18 protein-coding genes and 1 pseudogene are annotated in these 16,846 nt (G+C 72.1%); 3 read left to right on the top strand and 16 right to left on the bottom strand.

The window, feature by feature from the left end; genetic code table 11:
- Window positions 1–55 precede the first annotated feature (55 nt).
- The 14 genes and pseudogenes from KBX39_RS05390 to KBX39_RS05450 all read right to left on the bottom strand — a co-directional run bounded on the left by KBX39_RS05390 (window position 56) and on the right by KBX39_RS05450 (window position 12,455).
- On the bottom strand, window positions 56–835 hold the full coding sequence (locus KBX39_RS05390) for an electron transfer flavoprotein subunit beta/FixA family protein (protein WP_210869410.1): 780 nt from the start codon (window positions 833–835) through the stop codon (window positions 56–58).
- An 8-nt stretch (window positions 836–843) separates the two neighbouring features.
- Window positions 844–1,722, bottom strand: a complete 879-nt coding sequence (locus KBX39_RS05395) for an enoyl-CoA hydratase (protein WP_051611025.1) — start codon at window positions 1,720–1,722, stop codon at window positions 844–846.
- 47 nt (window positions 1,723–1,769) lie between these two features.
- Window positions 1,770–2,786 carry an acyl-CoA dehydrogenase gene (locus KBX39_RS05400; RefSeq protein WP_210869412.1) on the bottom strand — a complete coding sequence of 339 codons (1,017 nt, stop codon included), beginning with the start codon at window positions 2,784–2,786 and terminating at the stop codon, window positions 1,770–1,772.
- A gap of 6 nt (window positions 2,787–2,792) precedes the next feature.
- Window positions 2,793–3,932: an acyl-CoA dehydrogenase family protein gene (locus KBX39_RS05405; RefSeq protein ID WP_210869414.1), complete on the bottom strand. Its 1,140-nt coding sequence runs from the start codon at window positions 3,930–3,932 to the stop codon at window positions 2,793–2,795.
- Window position 3,933: 1 nt separating this feature from the next.
- Entirely contained in the window at window positions 3,934–5,184 is a 1,251-nt protein-coding gene (locus KBX39_RS33160; protein ID WP_051611501.1) for an acyl-CoA dehydrogenase family protein, read from the bottom strand.
- A gap of 84 nt (window positions 5,185–5,268) precedes the next feature.
- Window positions 5,269–6,165 (bottom strand): annotated as a pseudogene (locus KBX39_RS33165) (NADPH:quinone oxidoreductase family protein); the annotation flags it as partial.
- 12 nt (window positions 6,166–6,177) lie between these two features.
- Window positions 6,178–6,966 carry an enoyl-CoA hydratase family protein gene (locus KBX39_RS05415; RefSeq protein WP_210869418.1) on the bottom strand — a complete coding sequence of 263 codons (789 nt, stop codon included), beginning with the start codon at window positions 6,964–6,966 and terminating at the stop codon, window positions 6,178–6,180.
- Window positions 6,963–7,472, bottom strand: a complete 510-nt coding sequence (locus KBX39_RS05420; protein ID WP_043324816.1) for a MaoC/PaaZ C-terminal domain-containing protein — start codon at window positions 7,470–7,472, stop codon at window positions 6,963–6,965. The genes KBX39_RS05415 and KBX39_RS05420 overlap by 4 nt, the downstream gene beginning before the upstream one ends.
- Window positions 7,469–7,930, bottom strand: coding sequence for a MaoC family dehydratase N-terminal domain-containing protein (locus KBX39_RS05425; RefSeq protein WP_043324817.1), 462 nt, complete (start codon window positions 7,928–7,930; stop codon window positions 7,469–7,471). Before KBX39_RS05425 ends, KBX39_RS05420 begins: the two co-directional genes overlap by 4 nt.
- Before the next feature lie 60 nt (window positions 7,931–7,990).
- Window positions 7,991–8,788 carry an SDR family oxidoreductase gene (locus tag KBX39_RS05430; RefSeq protein ID WP_064446329.1) on the bottom strand — a complete coding sequence of 266 codons (798 nt, stop codon included), beginning with the start codon at window positions 8,786–8,788 and terminating at the stop codon, window positions 7,991–7,993.
- A complete protein-coding gene (locus KBX39_RS05435) occupies window positions 8,781–9,656 on the bottom strand; it encodes an SDR family NAD(P)-dependent oxidoreductase (RefSeq protein WP_210869421.1) in 876 nt (291 codons plus the stop codon). Before KBX39_RS05435 ends, KBX39_RS05430 begins: the two co-directional genes overlap by 8 nt.
- A 2-nt stretch (window positions 9,657–9,658) precedes the next feature.
- Window positions 9,659–10,756: a nitronate monooxygenase gene (locus KBX39_RS05440; protein ID WP_210869430.1), complete on the bottom strand. Its 1,098-nt coding sequence runs from the start codon at window positions 10,754–10,756 to the stop codon at window positions 9,659–9,661.
- 14 nt (window positions 10,757–10,770) lie between these two features.
- Window positions 10,771–11,598: a CoA-transferase subunit beta gene (locus KBX39_RS05445; protein ID WP_205797172.1), complete on the bottom strand. Its 828-nt coding sequence runs from the start codon at window positions 11,596–11,598 to the stop codon at window positions 10,771–10,773.
- Window positions 11,595–12,455 carry a CoA transferase subunit A gene (locus tag KBX39_RS05450; protein WP_043324819.1) on the bottom strand — a complete coding sequence of 287 codons (861 nt, stop codon included), beginning with the start codon at window positions 12,453–12,455 and terminating at the stop codon, window positions 11,595–11,597. The genes KBX39_RS05445 and KBX39_RS05450 overlap by 4 nt, the downstream gene beginning before the upstream one ends.
- A gap of 172 nt (window positions 12,456–12,627) precedes the next feature.
- Between KBX39_RS05450 and KBX39_RS05455 the strand changes: the two genes are divergently transcribed.
- A complete protein-coding gene (locus KBX39_RS05455) occupies window positions 12,628–13,389 on the top strand; it encodes an enoyl-CoA hydratase/isomerase family protein (RefSeq protein ID WP_069090081.1) in 762 nt (253 codons plus the stop codon).
- A gap of 4 nt (window positions 13,390–13,393) precedes the next feature.
- On the opposite strand, the gene KBX39_RS05460 is transcribed toward KBX39_RS05455, so the two are convergent.
- Entirely contained in the window at window positions 13,394–14,209 is an 816-nt protein-coding gene (locus KBX39_RS05460; protein WP_210869423.1) for a sugar phosphate isomerase/epimerase, read from the bottom strand.
- Window positions 14,210–14,264: 55 nt separating this feature from the next.
- Window positions 14,265–15,197 (bottom strand): SDR family NAD(P)-dependent oxidoreductase, encoded by a 933-nt coding sequence (locus KBX39_RS05465; protein ID WP_210869425.1) that lies wholly within the window; start codon window positions 15,195–15,197, stop codon window positions 14,265–14,267.
- 193 nt (window positions 15,198–15,390) lie between these two features.
- Between KBX39_RS05465 and KBX39_RS05470 the strand changes: the two genes are divergently transcribed.
- Window positions 15,391–15,978, top strand: a complete 588-nt coding sequence (locus KBX39_RS05470; RefSeq protein ID WP_043324821.1) for a TetR/AcrR family transcriptional regulator — start codon at window positions 15,391–15,393, stop codon at window positions 15,976–15,978.
- 54 nt (window positions 15,979–16,032) lie between these two features.
- The coding region (locus tag KBX39_RS05475; RefSeq protein WP_210869427.1) for a phosphotransferase family protein at window positions 16,033–16,846 on the top strand (814 nt) is incomplete at its 3' end.

Consider the following 16,846-nt stretch of genomic DNA (forward strand, 5'->3'; position numbering starts at 1 on the left):
CGAACTCACGCGTGGCTTCGACGACGACGAGAACCTCAGACATGTCAGCGACCTCTCACACGAACTTCTCGGAGGCGAGGAACTCGACCAGCTTCACGCCGCCGTCGCCCTCGTCGGTGATCTTCTCCCCGCCGGAACGCGGCGGCCGCTTCGAGTGCTCCACCACCGCGCTGGTGGCGCCGTCGAAGCCCACCTCCGCCGGGGCCACGCCCAGGTCGCCCAGGGAGAGCGTCTGCACCGGCTTCTTCTTCGCGGCCATGATGCCCTTGAACGACGGGTACCGCGGCTCGTTGATCGTGTCCCACACGGAGACCACAGCCGGGGTCGAGGCGGTCACCACCTCGTAGCCCTCCTCGGTCTGCCGCTCCACCGTCAGGGCCGACCCATCGACGGTCAGCTTCCGCGCGCCGGTCAGCGCCGCCACACCCAACCGCTCGGCGATCATGTGCGGCATCACCTGCACCCGCCCGTCGGTCGACTCCGCACCGCACAGAACCAGATCGGCGCCCAACTGCCCGAGCGCCGCGGCGAGGACCTTCGAGGTCGCCACCGCGCAGGAACCGTGCAGCGCGTCATCCACCACATGCACGGCCTTGTCCGGGCCCATCGACAACGCCTTACGGATCGACTCGGTCGCCCGGTCCGGACCCATCGTCAGGATCGTGACCTCACCACCATGCGCTTCCTTGATCTTCAACGCCTCTTCGATGGCGTACTCGTCCATCTCATTGATCACGTTGTTCGCCGAACCGCGGTCGACGGTGTTGTCGTCAGAACGCAGGCTGCGGTCCGCGCCCGAATCAGGCACCTGCTTGACGAGTACGACGATATTCATCGCTTCGATCACCCTTCCTGTCTCGCGGCGTCACGCATGCTCCGGGCGTCCTGGCCACCGAGGGAGTCACTGCCCACCTCGGCATTGTGCGCGTGCGCAACGTGGTGCAGCCCGAACACCGAATCCATTCCGTCCCGCAGGCCCATGAGGTCCTCGGCCTGGTTGACCGCCTTCTTGGTCAGCGCGAGACCCAGACGCGGCATCTGCGCGATCCGTGCGGCGAGCCCCATGACCTCCGCCTCGAGCTCGTCTCTGGCGACCACCCGGTTGACCATGCCCAGCTCGGCGGCGCGCGCCGCCGGCATCCGGTCGCCGGTGAAGAGGAACTCCTTGGCGAAGCGCGGACCCATCACCCACGGGTGGGCGAAGTACTCGACGCCGGGGATCCCCATGCGGACGACCGGATCGGCGAAGAACGCGTCGTCCGAGGCGACGATCAGGTCGCACGACCAGGCGAGCATGAGGCCCCCGGCGATGCACGCTCCCTGCACCATCGCGATCATCGGCTTGGGCAGCTCACGCCAGCGACGGCACATCCCGAGGTACACCTCGGACTCCCGGGCGAACCGGCTGTCGGCCCCGGCCTTGCCCACATGGTCCCACCACAGTCCGGCCCGCCTGTCGAACGACGAGTCGATGTCCCGGCCCGGCGTACCGATGTCGTGGCCGGCCGAGAAGTGCTTCCCCGCGCCCGCCAGGACGATGACCTTCACCTCGTCGTCCGCGGCCGCGCGGTAGAACGCGTCGTCGAGCGCGTAGGTCATCGCCGAGTTCTGCGCGTTGCGGTACTCCGGCCGGTTCATCGTCACGACGGCCACCGGCCCCCGCGTCTCGTACCGGACGACCTCCGCCGCCGCCTGCGGGTCCACGCCGCTGGTCTCGCTCATCTGGATCTCCTTCTCACGGGTCGGTGTACGTCGTGCGGGGCCGGCGGTCAGGACGCGGGGCGCACGCCGGTCAGGCCGACACCGAGGTCGTCCAGCAGAGCCGCCCGGTGCCAGGCGGCGCTGCCCCACGACGACTCCAGAGCCCACGACCGCTTGAGGAACAGGTGCAGGTCGTACTCGGTCGTGTAACCGATCGCGCCGTGGCACTGCAGGGCGGCCCGGCCCACGACGTGCGCCGCCTCGGACGCCAGCGCCTTGGCCGTCGCCAGGGAACGCAGCCGGCCCGGAAGGCCCGCGGCCAGTTCGAACCCGGCCGTCGCCACCACCGGTACGGCGAACTCCAGGTGCAGCAGCGCCGTGGCGAGGTGGTGCTTGACCGCCTGGAAGCTGCCGATCGGCACCCCGAACTGCTCCCGGGTGCGGACGTGCTCGACAGTGAGGTCGAGCATCCGCCGGGACAGCCCGATGAGCTCGGCCGAGGTCGCCAGCACCCCGCGCTCCCAGGCCAGCCGCACCACCTGCGGGTCGTCCACCGCCGCCACGAGCCGCGCGCCTGCGTACCCGGTCAGGTCCAGCGCGACGTCCACCGACGGCGACGTCGAGACCGCCGCGTCGGACACGTCGAGAATCTCGATGCGCCCCGTCCCACCGAAGCCGCCACGCAGCACCAGGTCGACACCGGAACCGAACGCGACATGCCCGGTCTCCGCAGGGTCGGCGCCGACCATGAGGCCCCCGTCGACGAGCTTCGCCAGCAGGTCCGGAGCGCCCGCGGCGAGCACCGCCGGGGCGACCGCGAGGGTCGCCGTGAGCGGCAGCGGCGCGGCGGCGTACCCGATCTGCGCGAAGACCGACACGAGGTGGTTCTCGTCCAGGCCCAGCCCTCCGTCGTCCTCGGCCACCAGCAGCCCCGCAACGCCGAGACCGGCCAGGCTCTCGGCCAGTGCGGCCACCTGCGCCGATCCGGCTCCGGCCCGTACCGTCTGCGGCGGGCAGCGGTCGGTGAGCACCTGACGGACGACCGCCTCCAGCTCCCGCTGCTCGTCACTCGGAGCGAAACGCACGCGTGATCACCTCCTCGGCAGACCGAGCAGGCGCTCGGCGATGATGTTGCGCTGGATCTCGTTGGTGCCCGCGTAGATCGGGCCCGACAGCGAGAACTGGTAGCCGCGGGTCCACGGGCCGTCCACGAGCGCGTCCGGGCCGAGCAGTTCCAGCGCCGTCTCGTGCAACGCGATGTCCAGCTCGGACCAGAAGACCTTGTTGAGGCTCGAACGTGCGCCGGCCGGACGACCCTCGACGATGTCGGTGACCTGAGCCAGCGTGAACTGCTGGTAGGCGTGCGCCTGCATCCACGAGCGCGCCACCCGGTCGCGGAGCAGGTCGGTCGCGGCCTCGCCCCGCTCGCCCGCGAGCGCCACGAGCGCGGCTGCCGCCTTGAGGAAACGCCCCGGTGAGCGCAGCGTCAGTCCCCGCTCCGAGCCGGTCGTCGACATCGCGACCGACCAGCCCTGGTCGACGCCGCCGAGGACCGCCGAGTCCGGTACGAACGCGTTCTCGAAGAACACGTCGGCGAAGCCCTCGTCACCGTCGAGCCGGTCGAACCCGCGCACCGTCACGCCCGGGGTGTCCAGCGGCACGAGGAAGTACGTCAGTCCGCGGTGCCGCTGCGCCTGCGGGTCGGTACGGAACAGCCCGAACAGGTGGGTGCAGAACGCGCCCCGGGTCGACCAGGTCTTCTGCCCGCTCAGGCGCCACCCGCCGGCCTGCTCGTCCCGTACCGCCCGGGAGCTGATCCCGGCCAGGTCGCTGCCCGCGCCCGGCTCGGACCAGCCCTGGGCCCACAGGTCCTGCGCCGCCGCCATCCGCGGCAGCAGCTCGTCCTGCTGCTGCTTCGTGCCGAATTCGAAGATCGTCGGGGCGAGCAGGAAGATGCCGTTCTGCGTCACCCGTTGCGGCGCGCCGGCCCGGTAGTACTCCTCCTCGAAGATGAGCCACTGCCAGATCGAGGCCTCGCGGCCGCCGTACTCCTGCGGCCACGACACGACCGACCACCGGTCCGCGTGCAGTGCCCGCTCCCACTCCAGGTGGGCGGCGAAGCCCGCCGCGGTGTCGCCGGAGGGCAGCGGCTGCCGCGGCACGTTCGCGGCGAGCCAGTCGCGGGCCTCCGCACGGAACTGCTCGTCCTGCTCCGACCAGGTCAGATCCATCTCAGTCCCGTCCCGTCCCGGCGGAAACCGTCGCCGGCGTGTCGCGGTAGCGGCGCAGTTGCGTACGCGCCACCGTGCGCAGGTGCACCTCGTCCGGGCCGTCGGCGATGCCGAGGATGCGGGCGCTCGCCCACATCCGGGCGATCGGGAAGTCGTCGGTGACCCCACCGCCGCCGTGCGCCTGGATCGAACGGTCCAGCACGTTGCGGGCGACCCGGGGCGCGACGACCTTGATCGCGGCGATCTCGGTCGCGGCGCCCTGGATCCCGACCTGGTCGATGAGCCACGCCGCCTTGAGCACGAGCAGGCGCGCCTGCTCGATCTCCATGCGGGACTCGGCGATCCAGTTCCGCACCACGCCCTGGTCGGAGATCGGACCGCCGAACGCCTCGCGGGCCGTCGTCCGGCGCACCATCAGCTCGAGGCCCCGCTCGGCCATGCCGACGCAGCGCATCGCGTGGTGGATGCGGCCCGGGCCGAGGCGGGCCTGGGCGATGGCGAAACCCTCGCCCTCGGCGCCGAGCAGGTTCGTCACCGGCACCCGCACGTCGTCGAACCGGATCTCGCAGTGGCCGTGCTGGTCGTGGTAACCGAAGATCGGCAGCGACCGCAGAATCGTCACCCCGGGGGTGTCGACCGGTACGAGGATCATGGACTGCTGCCGGTAGACGGCCGCCTCCGGGTCCGTCTTGCCCATCAGCACGAGGACGGCGCAGCGCGGGTCCGCGGCGCCGGTCGTCCACCACTTGCGTCCGTTGATGACGTACTCGTCGCCGTCACGCACGATCGAGGTGGCGATGTTGCGCGCGTCGGAGGAGGCCACGTCCGGCTCGGTCATCGAGAAGCCGGAGCGCATCGTGCCGTCGAGCAACGGGGTGAGCCACCGCTGCTTCTGCTCGGGCGTGCCGAACATGTGCAGCAGCTCCATGTTGCCGGTGTCCGGCGCGGCACAGTTCATCGCCTCGGGGGCCAGGTAGGGCGAGCGTCCGGTCTCCTCGGCCAGGTAGGCGTACTCGACGTTGGTGAGGCCGGACAGGTCGGGCAGGAAGAGGTTCCACAGCCCCAGCGTGCGCGCCGTCGCCTTCAGCTCCTCGACGACCGGCGGCAGGACGTGGGACACCCCGCCGTTCTCGCGGGCCGCGGCGGCGAGCTGGGCGGCGTACACCTTCTCGGCGGGGTAGACGTGCTCGGTCATGAACGTGCGCAACGTCGCGAGCAGTTCGCTCGCGCGCGGGCCGGGGCCGAGGTCCATCCGGGTCAGGTCGGTCGCGTCAGCCACCGTCACTCCTTGCCTGTGCTCGTGCGGAGGGCGATCTTGCGTGCCGAGCGCGCGGGCGGCCTCCTCCAGCGGGAAGACCTCGCTGACGTGCGGCCTCAGCCGGCCGGCGGCGATCCACTCCAGCACCGTCGTCATGTTGGCGGCGTTCGCCGCCGGGTCGCGCCTGGCCCAGGCGCCCCAGAGGACGCCCAGCACCGCGCCCTCGGTGAGCAGCAGCCGGTTGAGTTTGACCTGCGGGATCGCGCCCGCCGCGTAGCCGACGGTGAGGAACCTCCCGGCCCACGCGAGGGCGCGCAGCGCCGCGGTGGCCGCGTCGCCACCGACGGGGTCGTAGACGACGTCGGCACCGTCGTCGCCGGTCAGCGCGCGCACCGTCGCGGTCAGGTCGTCGTAGCCGATGGCGTGGTCGGCGCCGTGCGTCAGGCACAGCTCACGCTTGTCCTCGCTCGACGCGGCCGCGATCACCGTCGCGCCGAGGGCCTTGCCGATCTGCACGGCGGTGAGGCCGACGCCGCCGGAGGCGCCGAGCACGAGCAGCGTCTCGCCGGCGGCGAGGCGGGCCCGGTCGACGAGGCCGTGGTAGGACGTGCCGTAGACCACGGGGATCGTGCTCGCCTCGACGAGGTCGACGCCGTCGGGCAACGGGTGGACCATGCGCGCGTCGACGAGCACCTGGGTGGCGTAGCCGCCGATGCCGCAGAAGCCGACGACGCGGGTGCCGACGGGTGGGCCGGTCACCCCGTCGCCGAGCGCCGCGACCGTGCCGGCGACCTCGCAGCCGGGCACGAACGGCAGTTCCGGCTTGGTCTGGTAGGTGCCGGCGACGATGAGGCCGTCGGGAAAGTTCACCCCGGCGCCGGCGACGTCGACGAGCACCTGCCCCGGTCCGGGCTGCGGCTGCGGCCCGTCGGTGACCGTGAGCACCTCGGGACCGCCGAGCTCGCGCACCACCATCGACCGCACGGCTCAGCCCTCGCTGCCCGGGCGCGCCGCCTTGTCGGTGCCGGCGAACTCGTCGCGGATCCGGTCGGCGACCCCGGTGAGGTTGAGCTCGAAGGTGAAGCCCTGCTCGAAGCGATAGCTGCGGTTGACGTCCCACAGGTCGATGCCGTTGAGCGAGGCCTTGGCGGCGCGGATCACCGTGGGGTCCTTCTCGGCGATGCTGGTCGCGACGGCGAGCGCCGTCGCGCGCAACCGTTCCCGGGGTACGACGCTGTGCACCGAGCCGTACGCGTGCAGCTCCAGGGCGGTGGCGGTGGCCGAGGTGTAGACCATGGCGCGCATCCGGTGCAGGGGCACCATCCGGGACAGGTGGGTGGCCGCGCCGAGGGCGCCGCGGTCCACCTCGGGCAGGCCGAAGGTGGCGTCGTCGGAGGCGACGATGACGTCGGAGTTGCCGACCAGGCCGATGCCGCCACCGAGGCAGAAGCCGTGGACGGCAGTGACGACCGGGACGGGGCACTCGTAGACGGCCTTGAACGCGGCGTAGCAGCCGCGGTTGGCGCCGAGCAGCGCGGTGAAGCCGTCGGTGTGCTGCATCTCCTTGATGTCGACGCCGGCGTTGAAGCCGCGGCCCTCGGCGCGCAGCAGCACGACCCGCACCGACTCGTCGGCGCCGGCGGCGTCGAGGGCGGCGGCGAGCGCGAACCAGCCGGCCACCGGCAGCGCGTTGACCGGCGGGTTGTCCACGACGATCTCGGCGATCCCGTCGGCGTGCACGGTCGTCGTCACCGACGGGTGGCTCGTGGGGTTCATCCCTGCTCCTCGGTGGTCTCGGGCCGCTCGCCGGCCTCGACGGCGACGTCGAGGGGCAGGACGAATGTCGCCCACGCGGTGACGGCCTTGTCGCCGCTCTGCCGCCGGCAGGTCAGCTCGACGTCGACGCGGCCCTCACGGCCGTCCTCGCTTTCGAGCACGTAGGTGCGCAGCGGAACGCCGTCGAGGGTGAGGACGTCGCCGGGCCACACCTGGGCCAGGAACCGGATGCGGAAGTCGCGCACGTTGGGGCCGCCGAGCCAGTCGGTGGCGTAGGTGCCGAGCAGGCTGGCCTGCCACATGCCCACCGAGAAGGGGCTCGGGAACCCGGCCGCCTTGGCGAAGACCTCGTCGTGGTGGATCGGGTTCATGTCGCCCGAGGCACCCTGGTAGCGGACGAAGTCGGTGCGGGTCACCGGGCCGTACGTGCGCGCCGGAGGGGTCGCCGGGACGGGCAGGGCGACCTCTGTCGTACGGGGCCCGGCGGTGGCCGTCGTGTCGCTCATGCGGACGCTCCGTCCCCGGTGACCGGCGGGCGGGCCGTCTCGACACCGGTGAGCTTGGCGCGGGCGACGAGACGCCCGGTCTCGTCGTGGAAGTCGGTGTACATCACGGCGAACGTCATCTCCCCGCCGCGACGCCCCACCTTGGTGTAGATCTCGCCGATGCGCGACTGGCAGGTGAGCCGGGTGCCGGCGCGGGGCGGCTCGCCGAAGAAGGTGTACTGCTGCTCGGCGTGCAGGCCGCGCTGCTGGTCGAGCTCGACCGCGGACCACGGGTTGGAGTCCTCGCCCTGCCAGAAGAACGTCGTGGTGAGGAACGTCGGCTGTACGACCGGGTTCTCCTCCCGCAGGTAGTCCGCGTCAGCCGCGCCGGTGGCCAGCGCGAACTCGCGGATCTTGCCGCGTTCGACGTCGAGCCGGAAGGGGGCGCCGGTGACGCCCTGCGCGTCGGGGTTGGCCACGACGTGCTCCTTTCGTTGGTCCGCTGCGAGCCGGCACGGTCGCCGGCGCGCAGCGGGTGGTCACGGGTGCTGGCTCGAGACGGACACGACCTCGCCGGTCATGTACGACGAGTAGTCACTGGCGAGGAAGACGATCACGTTGGCGATCTCCCACGGCGTCGCGGCCCGGCCGAACGCCTCCTGGGCCGAGAGCTGGGCGAGCAGCTCGTCGCTGGTCACCTTGGCCAGATGGGCGTGCATCGCGATGCTCGGGGACACCGCGTTGACCCGGATGCCGTGCTCGGCGACGTCGAGGGCCGCGCAGCGGGTCAGCGCCATGACTCCGGCCTTGGCCGCGGCGTAGTGCGCCTGCCCCTTCTGGGCGCGCCAGCCGATGACGGAGGCGTTGTTCACGATGACCCCCCTGCCGGCCGGGATCATGTGCCGCAGCACCGACCGGGTCGCCTTGAATGTCGAGGTCAGGGTCACCGACAGGACGGAATCCCACTGTTCGTCGGTCATGTCCTGCACCGCCGCGGTGCCGCCGAGGCCGGCGTTGTTGACGAGCACGTCGATGCCGCCGAACTCGGCGGCGACGGTGTCCATGAGGTGGTCGAGCTGGGCCTGGTCGGTGACGTCGCAGGGCACCGCGAGCGGCCGGGTCCCGGTGAGGCGCTCGATCTCGTCGGCCGACGCGGCGAGGCGGCGCTCGTGGCGGTCGCTGACGGCGACACGCGCGCCTTCCTCCGCGGCGCGGCGCGCCGTGGCGAAGCCGATGCCGGTGCCGGCCGCGGCGGTGACGAGCACCGAACGCCCGGAGAGCAGCCCGTGGGCCGGGCCGGCCCAGTCGGCGACGTCGGTGTGACCGGTGTCAGACACGGGCGGCCATCTCCTTCGCGATCTCCTCGACGGTCCAGCGGGCGCCCTTGTCGATCGTCCAGTCGTAGCTCCACGGCGCGCAGCGGCGGATCTCGCCGCCCTTGGCGTAGTACACCTCGCCGGTCACCGGCACGTCGGCGGTGAGCAGCCAGGCGACGAGCGGGGAGACGTTGCCCGGGTGGTAGACGTCGAACACGGCGGGGTCGGCCGGGGCGGCGACCATCTCGCCGATGCCGGGCAGGTCCTGGGTCATCCGGGTACGCGCGACCGGGACGATCGCGTTGACGCGTACGCCGTAGCGGCTGATCTCCTGGGCGAGGATGACGGTGAGGGCGGCGATGCCGGCCTTGCCCGCGCCGTAGTTCGTCTGCCCGACGGCGCCGATGATGCCCGAGGTCGACGAGACGTTGACGATCGAGGCGACCGGCTGGTTGCCGGCCTTGGACTCGGTGCGCCAGTGGTCGGCGAACACCCGGCACGGCGCGAACGTCGCGCGGAGCTGGCCACGGATGACCGCGTCCCAGTCGTCCTCGCTCATGTTGACGAACATCCGGTCCCGCAGGATGCCGGCGTTGTTGACGAGGCCGTCGACGCGTCCGTAGGTGTCGCGGGCGAGCGCGAGCAGCTCGCGGGTGCCCTCGGTGGTGGCGACGTCCGCGGTGCTGGCCACGGCCCGCCCGCCGGCGTTCGTGATCTCGGCGGCGACGGCCTCGACGACAGAGGGGTCGCTGCCGGTGCCGTCGGCGGCGGCGCCGGTGTCGGCGACGACGACCGAGGCGCCTTCGGCGGCGGCGAGCAGGGCGTGCTCACGGCCGAGGCCGCGGCCGGCACCGGTGACGACGACGACGCGTCCCTGCAGTGCTCCCATGACTACTCCTCCTTGTGCCCGGCCGGGGTCGACGCGACCGGCGCGGGCACGCCGAGCCGGTCGAGGGTCCGGGTGGCCTCGTCGATGATGCGGTCGATGAGCTCGGCGACGCTCGGGACGTCGTCGATCAGTCCGACGACCTGGCCGGTGGCCATGACGCCGAGGTCGGTCCTGCCCTCCAGCAGGGCCGACCGGTAGAGCATCGGAGCGTTTGCCGCCATGACGACCTGGCTCCACGTCAGGTCGTGGGCCTTGCGCATGGCCAGGCCCTCGCGGAGCATGTCGCCCCACGGCGTGCCGGACAGCTTCTGGAAGGCGAAGGCGTTGCGTACGGCCCGCAGCAGCCGGCCGGCGGCGGAGGTGCGCTCCAGCTCGTCGATCGTGCCGGCGCGCAGCACGCGCTGCGGCACACCGTCGACCTGCAGGGTCAGCACGGTGTCGTTGACCGTCTTGGACAGGTAGACGTCCTTCACCGACGGCTGGACCGGCGAGTCGCTGGTGAGCAGGAAGCGGGTGCCCATGGCGACGCCCTCGGCGCCGTAGGCGAGCGCGGCGACGAGGCCGCGGCCGTCGAAGAAGCCGCCGGCCCCGATGACCGGGATGTCGACGGCGTCGACGACCTGGGGCAGCAGCAGGCTGGTGGGCACCCCGCCGGTGTGGCCGCCGCCCTCACCACCCTGCACGATGACGGCATCGGCGCCCCACGCGGCGACCTTCTCGGCGTGGCGGCGCGCGCCGATCGACGGGACGACGACGAGGCCGGCGTCCTTGCACCTGGCGATGAGTTCCTGCTTGGGGGCCAGCGCGAAGGACGCGACCTTGACGCCGGCCGAGATGAGCAGGTCGATGCGCTTGACGACGTCCGGCTGGTCGGCACGGATGTTGACGCCGAACGGCGCGTCCGTGCCGGCCTGGATCTGCTCGACGGCCTCCACGAGCTCGTCGTAGGAGAGCAGGCCGGCCGCGAGGATGCCCAGTCCGCCGGCGTTGGCCGTCGCGGTGGTCAGGCGTACGTCGGAGACGTAGCCCATGCCGGTCTGGACGATCGGGTACCGCACCCCGAACAGGTCGGTCGCCCGGGTACGCAGCGTCGGGTGCATCCCGCGGCCCTGACTCATGCCGGGATCTCGCGGTCGCGCAGCGAGCGGGGGTCGATGACCTCGCGGATGAGGCGCAGCTCCTCGGCGCTCGGCTCGCGGGTGGCCGGGACCTCGCCCTCGACGTGCACGGCACAGCCGGTGGCGGCGTGGAACTCGTCGAGCGTGACGCCGGGGTGCAGGCTGAGCAGCCGCATCGTGCCGTCGGGGCCACCGAAGTCGAGGACCGCGAGGTTGGTGACGACGCGCCGCAGCTCGTGGTGCGCGATCGCGGCCGGGCCGGCGGCCCGGGCGCTGTCGGTGCCGACGCCGGAGATCATGTCGACGGTCCGGACGAAGCTGCGCGTGGAGTGGTTGGGCACCCAGTAGCTGGTCGGGTGGTAGATGCTGTTGCCGGGGGCGCCGCGTACGCCGAGCAGCTGGACCTTGGGCCGGGTGTAGTCGCCGATGGCCGAGATGTTGGTGTTGCCGTGCCCGTCGATCTGGACCGGGATCATCATGACGTGCCGCTTGCCGTGCCAGACGAGGTCGAAGATGGTGCGGAACGGGCTCCAGCCCTCGATGACGACGCCCTCGGTGGCGTGCGGGTCCGCGCCGATCTCCCAGGAGCCGGAGACGAAGTGGGCCTCACCGTCGGTGAGCAGCAGGTCGGGGGCGACGGTGAGCCGGGCGAGGCGGACGCCGATGGCCGGGATCGTGCCGAAGGCGCTGGCGATGGACTCACCGTCGCCGGCGAACGTGTCCGCCACGGCGACCGCGCAGTACTCGGCGCGGGTCACCGGCGCGTCGGCGGTGGTGGCGCTGCCCGTGGGCTGGTCCACGGACTCGGTGGCGGCGCTGCTCATGCGACCTCCTCGGCTCGGGCGGCGACGGCCGCCTGGTAGTCATCTTCGGTACCGGACAGGTACCGCTGCTCGAACTTGGCCCAGGCCTGCGGGTCGCCGGCGGCCTTGACGTACTCGCGCTGGAAGGCCTCGTCGCGCTCGTAGTCGGGGGCGCAGGAGGTGAAGTGCGCGCCGTTCGGGGTCTCGACGACACCGGCGACGAGCTGGCGATTGATCTTGATGGTCGCCGAGTGCCCGGCGGCGCTCAGCTCAGCCGTGGGCACGATTCGCTCGCAGGACATGAAGGCCTGGTCGGCGGCGAGGCAGTAGAGGTCGTCGAAGTACGGGTCGGGCCCGAGGAACTGGCCGTTGCCCTGGGCGTCGGCGCGGTTCATGTGCACGAGGGCCGCGTCGAGGCGCAGCGGCGGCATCGCCACGAGCCGCTCGGTGCCGTACGGGTCCTGGACGAGCTTGAGGTCGGGGTTGTGCTTCAGGACGTCCGACCCGAGCCCGGCGCGGGTCGGCAGGAAGGGCAGGCGGATGCCGGCGGCGTACAGCCCCCACTGGAGCATGCCCTCGTCGTACTCGGCGATCTCGACGGCGCCGTTCTGCCGCGCGGCGCGGAAGTGCGGGTCGAGGGCGATGCTGTCGAGGGAGACGAAACCGAAGACGACCTTCCTGACCTTGCCGGCGGCGCAGAGCAGCCCGACGTCCGGCCCGCCGTAGCTGACCACGGTCAGGTCCTTGAGGTCGGAACGCAGGATCTCGCGCACGAGGGCCATGGGCTTGCGCCGTGAGCCCCAGCCCCCGATGCCGATGGTCATCCCGGATTCGAGCCGCGACACGACGTCGCGGGCGGTCAGAGTCTTGTCGGCCATGTGTCCCTCATCGTTGCGTCTGTCGGAGCACTGCCCGAGCGGTGGTGAGCAGCGCGAAGGGCGAGTCGCGTGCCGGGCATCCACGGCCGGGTCGCCATGTAGCAAGCGCTTGGTTGGTACACTAACAGCCCCAGGGGAAGGGTCAAGACCCTGTGGCCAAGGAGGGCGGAAGATGGACACCGTGGTGCGCGAGCGCGTCGACGCGGTGGGAGTCGTCAGGATCAATCGGCCGCAGGTGCGCAACGCCCTCGATCCCGACACCCTCCTGGCGATGACCGACGCCCTGCTCCGGTACGACGCGGACCCGGGCGTACGCGCGATCGTGCTGACCGGCACGGGCGAGTTGTCCTTCAGCGCGGGGATGGACCTGCGCGCCGCGGCCGAGGGGCGCCTGGTCGACGTGGCCCGCAGCCCGCTGACGCTGCTGCGCGGCGGCTACCGCAAGCCGGTCATCGCCGCGGTCAACGGGCCCGCCGTCGGCGGCGGCTTCGAACTCGCCCTCGCCTGCGACCTCGTCGTCGCGGCCGAGCACGCCTACTTCGCGCTGCCCGAGGTGGGGCGCGGCATCGCCGCCACCGAGGGCGGCACCGACCTGCCGCGTCGCCTGCCGGTCGCCGTGGCCCTGGAACTCGGGCTGACCGCCGAACCGCTTGCCGCGGCCCGGGCCCACGAGCTGGGGCTGGTCAACGCTGTGGTCCCGGCCGACGAGGTTCTGCCGCGCGCGCTGCAGCTGGGCGCCCGGATCGCGACCCACTCCCCCGCGGCGGTGCGGGCGACCAAGCGGCTCATGCACCTGAGCCTGGACCCCCGCGTGGGCGACCTCGCCGCGGTCAACCGGCTCGCGACCCTCGAACTGCTCGCCGGCCCGGACGCGGCCGAGGGCGCGGCCGCGTTCGTCGCCAAGCGCGCGCCGCGATGGGCGGACGCGCCCTGAGCGCTCAGGGACGCGCCGCCGCGATCTGCGCACGCGTCCACGCGACCGAACGGGTCAGCGCCGGCTCGGCGCCCTCGGCCTCGACGGCCGGGCCGAGCAACTCGACGTCGACGACGCCGGTGTAGCCGGCCCGCAGCACGCTCGCCAGCAGACCGGCCATCGGCAGGTCGCCGTCTCCGGGCACCCACCGGTTCGGGAACGTCGAGGTGCCGACCCGGAAGTCGGACACCTGCAGAATCTCGACCTGGCCGACCCGGTCGCGGATCAGCTCCGTCAGGCCCCGCTCCTGCCAGCAGCAGTAGAGGTCGAGGCAGATGCCGATGCCGCAGAGGTCGGCCAGGGCGACGGCGTCGCGCGCGGTGTGGGTGAAGCTGAGGTCGCACTTGACCGGCAGCGTGTTCTCCACAGCGAGGCGTACCCCGTGTTCGCGGGCGATGGCCACGACCGGAGCGATCCGCTCGGCGAACCGGCCGGCCGCCTCCTCCCACGTCAGGTGAGCCGACGGGCCCGAGGTGAGGTAGACGAGGTCGGCCCCGAGCCGGCCGGCGTCCACGACGCCCTGCTGCAATGCCGCGACCTGCTGCGCCCAGCCCGGCTCGTCGTCCGGGTGGGCGGTGAAGCTGTGCACGAGGTAGCCGAGCCGTACGTCGTGCCGGGCGAGCAGGTCGCCGAGAGCGGCCACGCCGAAGGCGACGACCTTGCTGCGCTGCAGTCCCACGAGGTCGGCACCGGTACGCCGGTACATCGCGATCTCCTCGGGCAGGGCCCAGGACATCGCGGCCATGCCGCTGACGCAGACCGGGTTGGTCGTGGCGGACATCGGGCTCCTGTCGGCTCGGCGGTCGTCCGGAGGGTCGGACGTCGGGTCGGCCTCGTCAGTCGAGGTATTCGATGCGCGCCCGGCGTACCCCGAGGGGCGCCAGGTGCGGTCGCAGCCGCGCCGTGACGGCCTCGGCGATGCGCTCCGGGGTCCACGCCGTGTCCCGCAGCACGGGCTCGGCGAGCGCCGGGTGGGTCGTCAGCATGAGTTCGGGACCGTAGGAGCGCAGCACCTGGCCGGTCAGTTCGGCGCTGAGGTCGGAGAGCAGGTAGAGCAGCAGCGGCACGTTGGCCTCGGGCGCGATGCCCGCGTTCTGCCCGCTCGGTACGCCGCGGAACTGTTCGAGCACCTCGGCCATCCGGGTCTGGGCGTTCGGGGAGATCGCGTTGACGCGGATCCCGACGTCGGCGAGTTCGGCCGCCCAGGCGTAGGTGAGCGTGGCGATCGCGGCCTTCGTCGCCCCGTACACGGCCGTCTCGGCACGGCCCATCTGCTCGCCCGAGGTGACGTTGACCAGGACCCCGTGCCCCTGGGCTCGCATCGCCGCGATGGCGGCGTCGCCCCAGGCGATGGCGCCGAGCACGTTGACCTCGAGCATCCGGCGCACAGTGGCCTCGGACTCGGCGCCGGCGCGGGCCATGGCGAAGACGCCGGCGTTGTTGACGAGGCCGTCGAGCCTGCCGTGCTCGGCGAGGCAGTCACGCACGACGTCGTGCGCGCTCGCCCAGTCCGCGACGTCGGCGACCCGGATCGAGCCCCGGCCGTCCGCCGCAGCGATCTGCCCGCTGAGCCGTTCGAGTCCGTCCGCGTCGACGTCGACCGCGACCACGTGGCCTCCGGCCGCGGCGATGCCGCGCGCGTACGCCGCCCCCAGCCCGCCGGCGGCGCCGGTGACGAGGACGACACGGCCGGCGAGCAGGCCGGCTGCCCGGTCGGGCCGGGCGGCGGACGGATGCCCGGACGGGACGGCGGGAATCGGGTCGGGCATCGGGCAGCCCCTCTCGGCTGATCGGGATCCGCAGCGCGGGCTCCGGGCACCGAACGAGCGCTTGGTTGGCCGCCACCCTAGGCATTGCGAGCACCCCGGTCAAGGGAGGCTGGCTTTATCATGCTGAAGGCATCGAAGTGATATAAAGCAAGCGCTTGACCAACACATTGCTCGAGGAACCGGGAGCACCCATATGTCGACGACCCAGGACCGACGCTCGGTCATCCTCGACAACGCCGCCCACCTTTTCGCAGCCAAAGGAATCGATGCCACGACCGTCCGCGAGATCGCCGATTCGGTCGGGATCCTCTCCGGCAGCCTGTACCACCACTTCAAGTCCAAGGACGAGATGGTCAACGCGATCATCTCGGACTACCTCACCGACCTGACCTACCGCTACGGCGAAGTCCTGGCGTCCGAGGAGAAGCCGGCGACCCAGTTGCGCAAGCTCGTCACCAGTTCGCTGGCCAACATCGAGGCCCACCCGCACGCGACCGAGATCTACCAGAACTCGAGCGGCTACCTGCCCAAGATCGAGGGCTACGAGCACATCCGCGAGGCGGCCGCCACGATCCAGCGGGCCTGGATCCAGGTGCTCGAGGCCGGTATCGCCACGGGCGACTTCCGCAACGACATCCCGGTACGCGTGCTGCACGGCATGCTGCGCGACGCGCTGTGGCTCTCGGTCCGCTGGTTCAAGCCGACCCCGTCGTACTCCATGGCGAACTTCGCCGACGACTTCGTCTCGGTGTTCCTCGACGGCATTCTCGCCCGCGACTGAGCGCGGGCAAACCAAGCGCTTGCTAGGGTGGTGCCCGGAAGAGGAGGCGCCCCCATGACGGCAGCAGGTCACGCCCGGACAGGTCCGGCCCCGATCGAGCCCACCCGGCACGCCGGGCTCCCGGCGGGCGTCGACGCCTGGCTCAGCCGCGCGGTGCCCGAGCTGCAGGGCAACCTCCGGCACGAGGTCATCGCCGGCGGGCGCTCCAACCTGACCTACCGGACCACCGACGCGGCCGGCCACGTCGTCGTGCTGCGCCGTCCACCGCTCGGAAGCCACCCGGCCACCGCACACGACGTCCTGCGCGAGGCGCGGATCCTGCGCGGTCTGCACGGCCACCTCCCGGTGCCCCGAGTGCTCGCCGTCGAGGAGACGGGCGAGGTGGCCGGCGCCCCTCTCGTCGTACTCGAGCACCTCGACGGCGTGATCCTGCGCAGCCCCGCCGATGTCGAGCGGCTCACCACCGAGGCCGACCGCGCGCTCATCGGCCCCACGCTCGTCGACGCTCTCGTGGCCCTGCACCGGCTCGCCCCGGAGGTCATCGGACTGGGCGGCCTGGCCCGCCGCCGTGACTACCTCACCCGGCAACTCGGACGCTGGCACGAGAACTGGCAGCGGAGCAGGATCCGCGACCTGCCCGACCTGCAGACCGCGCACGAGCACCTGGTGGCCGCGGCGCCCGGGCAGTCCCGCTCGGGGATCGTGCACGGCGACTTCCGCCTGGACAACTGCATGCTCGACTCGCGATGGCGGGTCCAGGGCGTACTCGACTGGGAGCTCACCACCGTCGGCGACCCGCTGGCCGACGTCGGCCAGTTGCTCGTCTACTGGGCACAGGCCGGCGACACGGCCCGCGCGCTGCACGACC

This window comes from Micromonospora sp. D75 (assembly GCF_018070405.1).
Classification (GTDB): Bacteria; Actinomycetota; Actinomycetes; order Mycobacteriales; family Micromonosporaceae; genus Micromonospora; species Micromonospora chalcea.

Bases quoted from the DNA above. Each gene is read 5' to 3' on its own strand.
- KBX39_RS05390 (WP_210869410.1), bottom strand. From the start codon at position 835: ATGAATATCGTCGTACTCGTCAAGCAGGTGCCTGATTCGGGCGCGGAC.
- KBX39_RS05395 (WP_051611025.1), bottom strand. From the start codon at position 1,722: ATGAGCGAGACCAGCGGCGTGGACCCGCAGGCGGCGGCGGAGGTCGTC.
- KBX39_RS05405 (WP_210869414.1), bottom strand. From the start codon at position 3,932: ATGGATCTGACCTGGTCGGAGCAGGACGAGCAGTTCCGTGCGGAGGCC.
- KBX39_RS33160 (WP_051611501.1), bottom strand. From the start codon at position 5,184: ATGGACCTCGGCCCCGGCCCGCGCGCGAGCGAACTGCTCGCGACGTTG.
- KBX39_RS05415 (WP_210869418.1), bottom strand. From the start codon at position 6,966: ATGAACCCCACGAGCCACCCGTCGGTGACGACGACCGTGCACGCCGAC.
- KBX39_RS05420 (WP_043324816.1), bottom strand. From the start codon at position 7,472: ATGAGCGACACGACGGCCACCGCCGGGCCCCGTACGACAGAGGTCGCC.
- KBX39_RS05435 (WP_210869421.1), bottom strand. From the start codon at position 9,656: ATGGGAGCACTGCAGGGACGCGTCGTCGTCGTCACCGGTGCCGGCCGC.
- KBX39_RS05440 (WP_210869430.1), bottom strand. From the start codon at position 10,756: ATGCACCCGACGCTGCGTACCCGGGCGACCGACCTGTTCGGGGTGCGG.
- KBX39_RS05445 (WP_205797172.1), bottom strand. From the start codon at position 11,598: ATGAGCAGCGCCGCCACCGAGTCCGTGGACCAGCCCACGGGCAGCGCC.
- KBX39_RS05450 (WP_043324819.1), bottom strand. From the start codon at position 12,455: ATGGCCGACAAGACTCTGACCGCCCGCGACGTCGTGTCGCGGCTCGAA.
- KBX39_RS05455 (WP_069090081.1), top strand. From the start codon at position 12,628: ATGGACACCGTGGTGCGCGAGCGCGTCGACGCGGTGGGAGTCGTCAGG.
- KBX39_RS05460 (WP_210869423.1), bottom strand. From the start codon at position 14,209: ATGTCCGCCACGACCAACCCGGTCTGCGTCAGCGGCATGGCCGCGATG.
- KBX39_RS05465 (WP_210869425.1), bottom strand. From the start codon at position 15,197: ATGCCCGACCCGATTCCCGCCGTCCCGTCCGGGCATCCGTCCGCCGCC.
- KBX39_RS05470 (WP_043324821.1), top strand. From the start codon at position 15,391: ATGTCGACGACCCAGGACCGACGCTCGGTCATCCTCGACAACGCCGCC.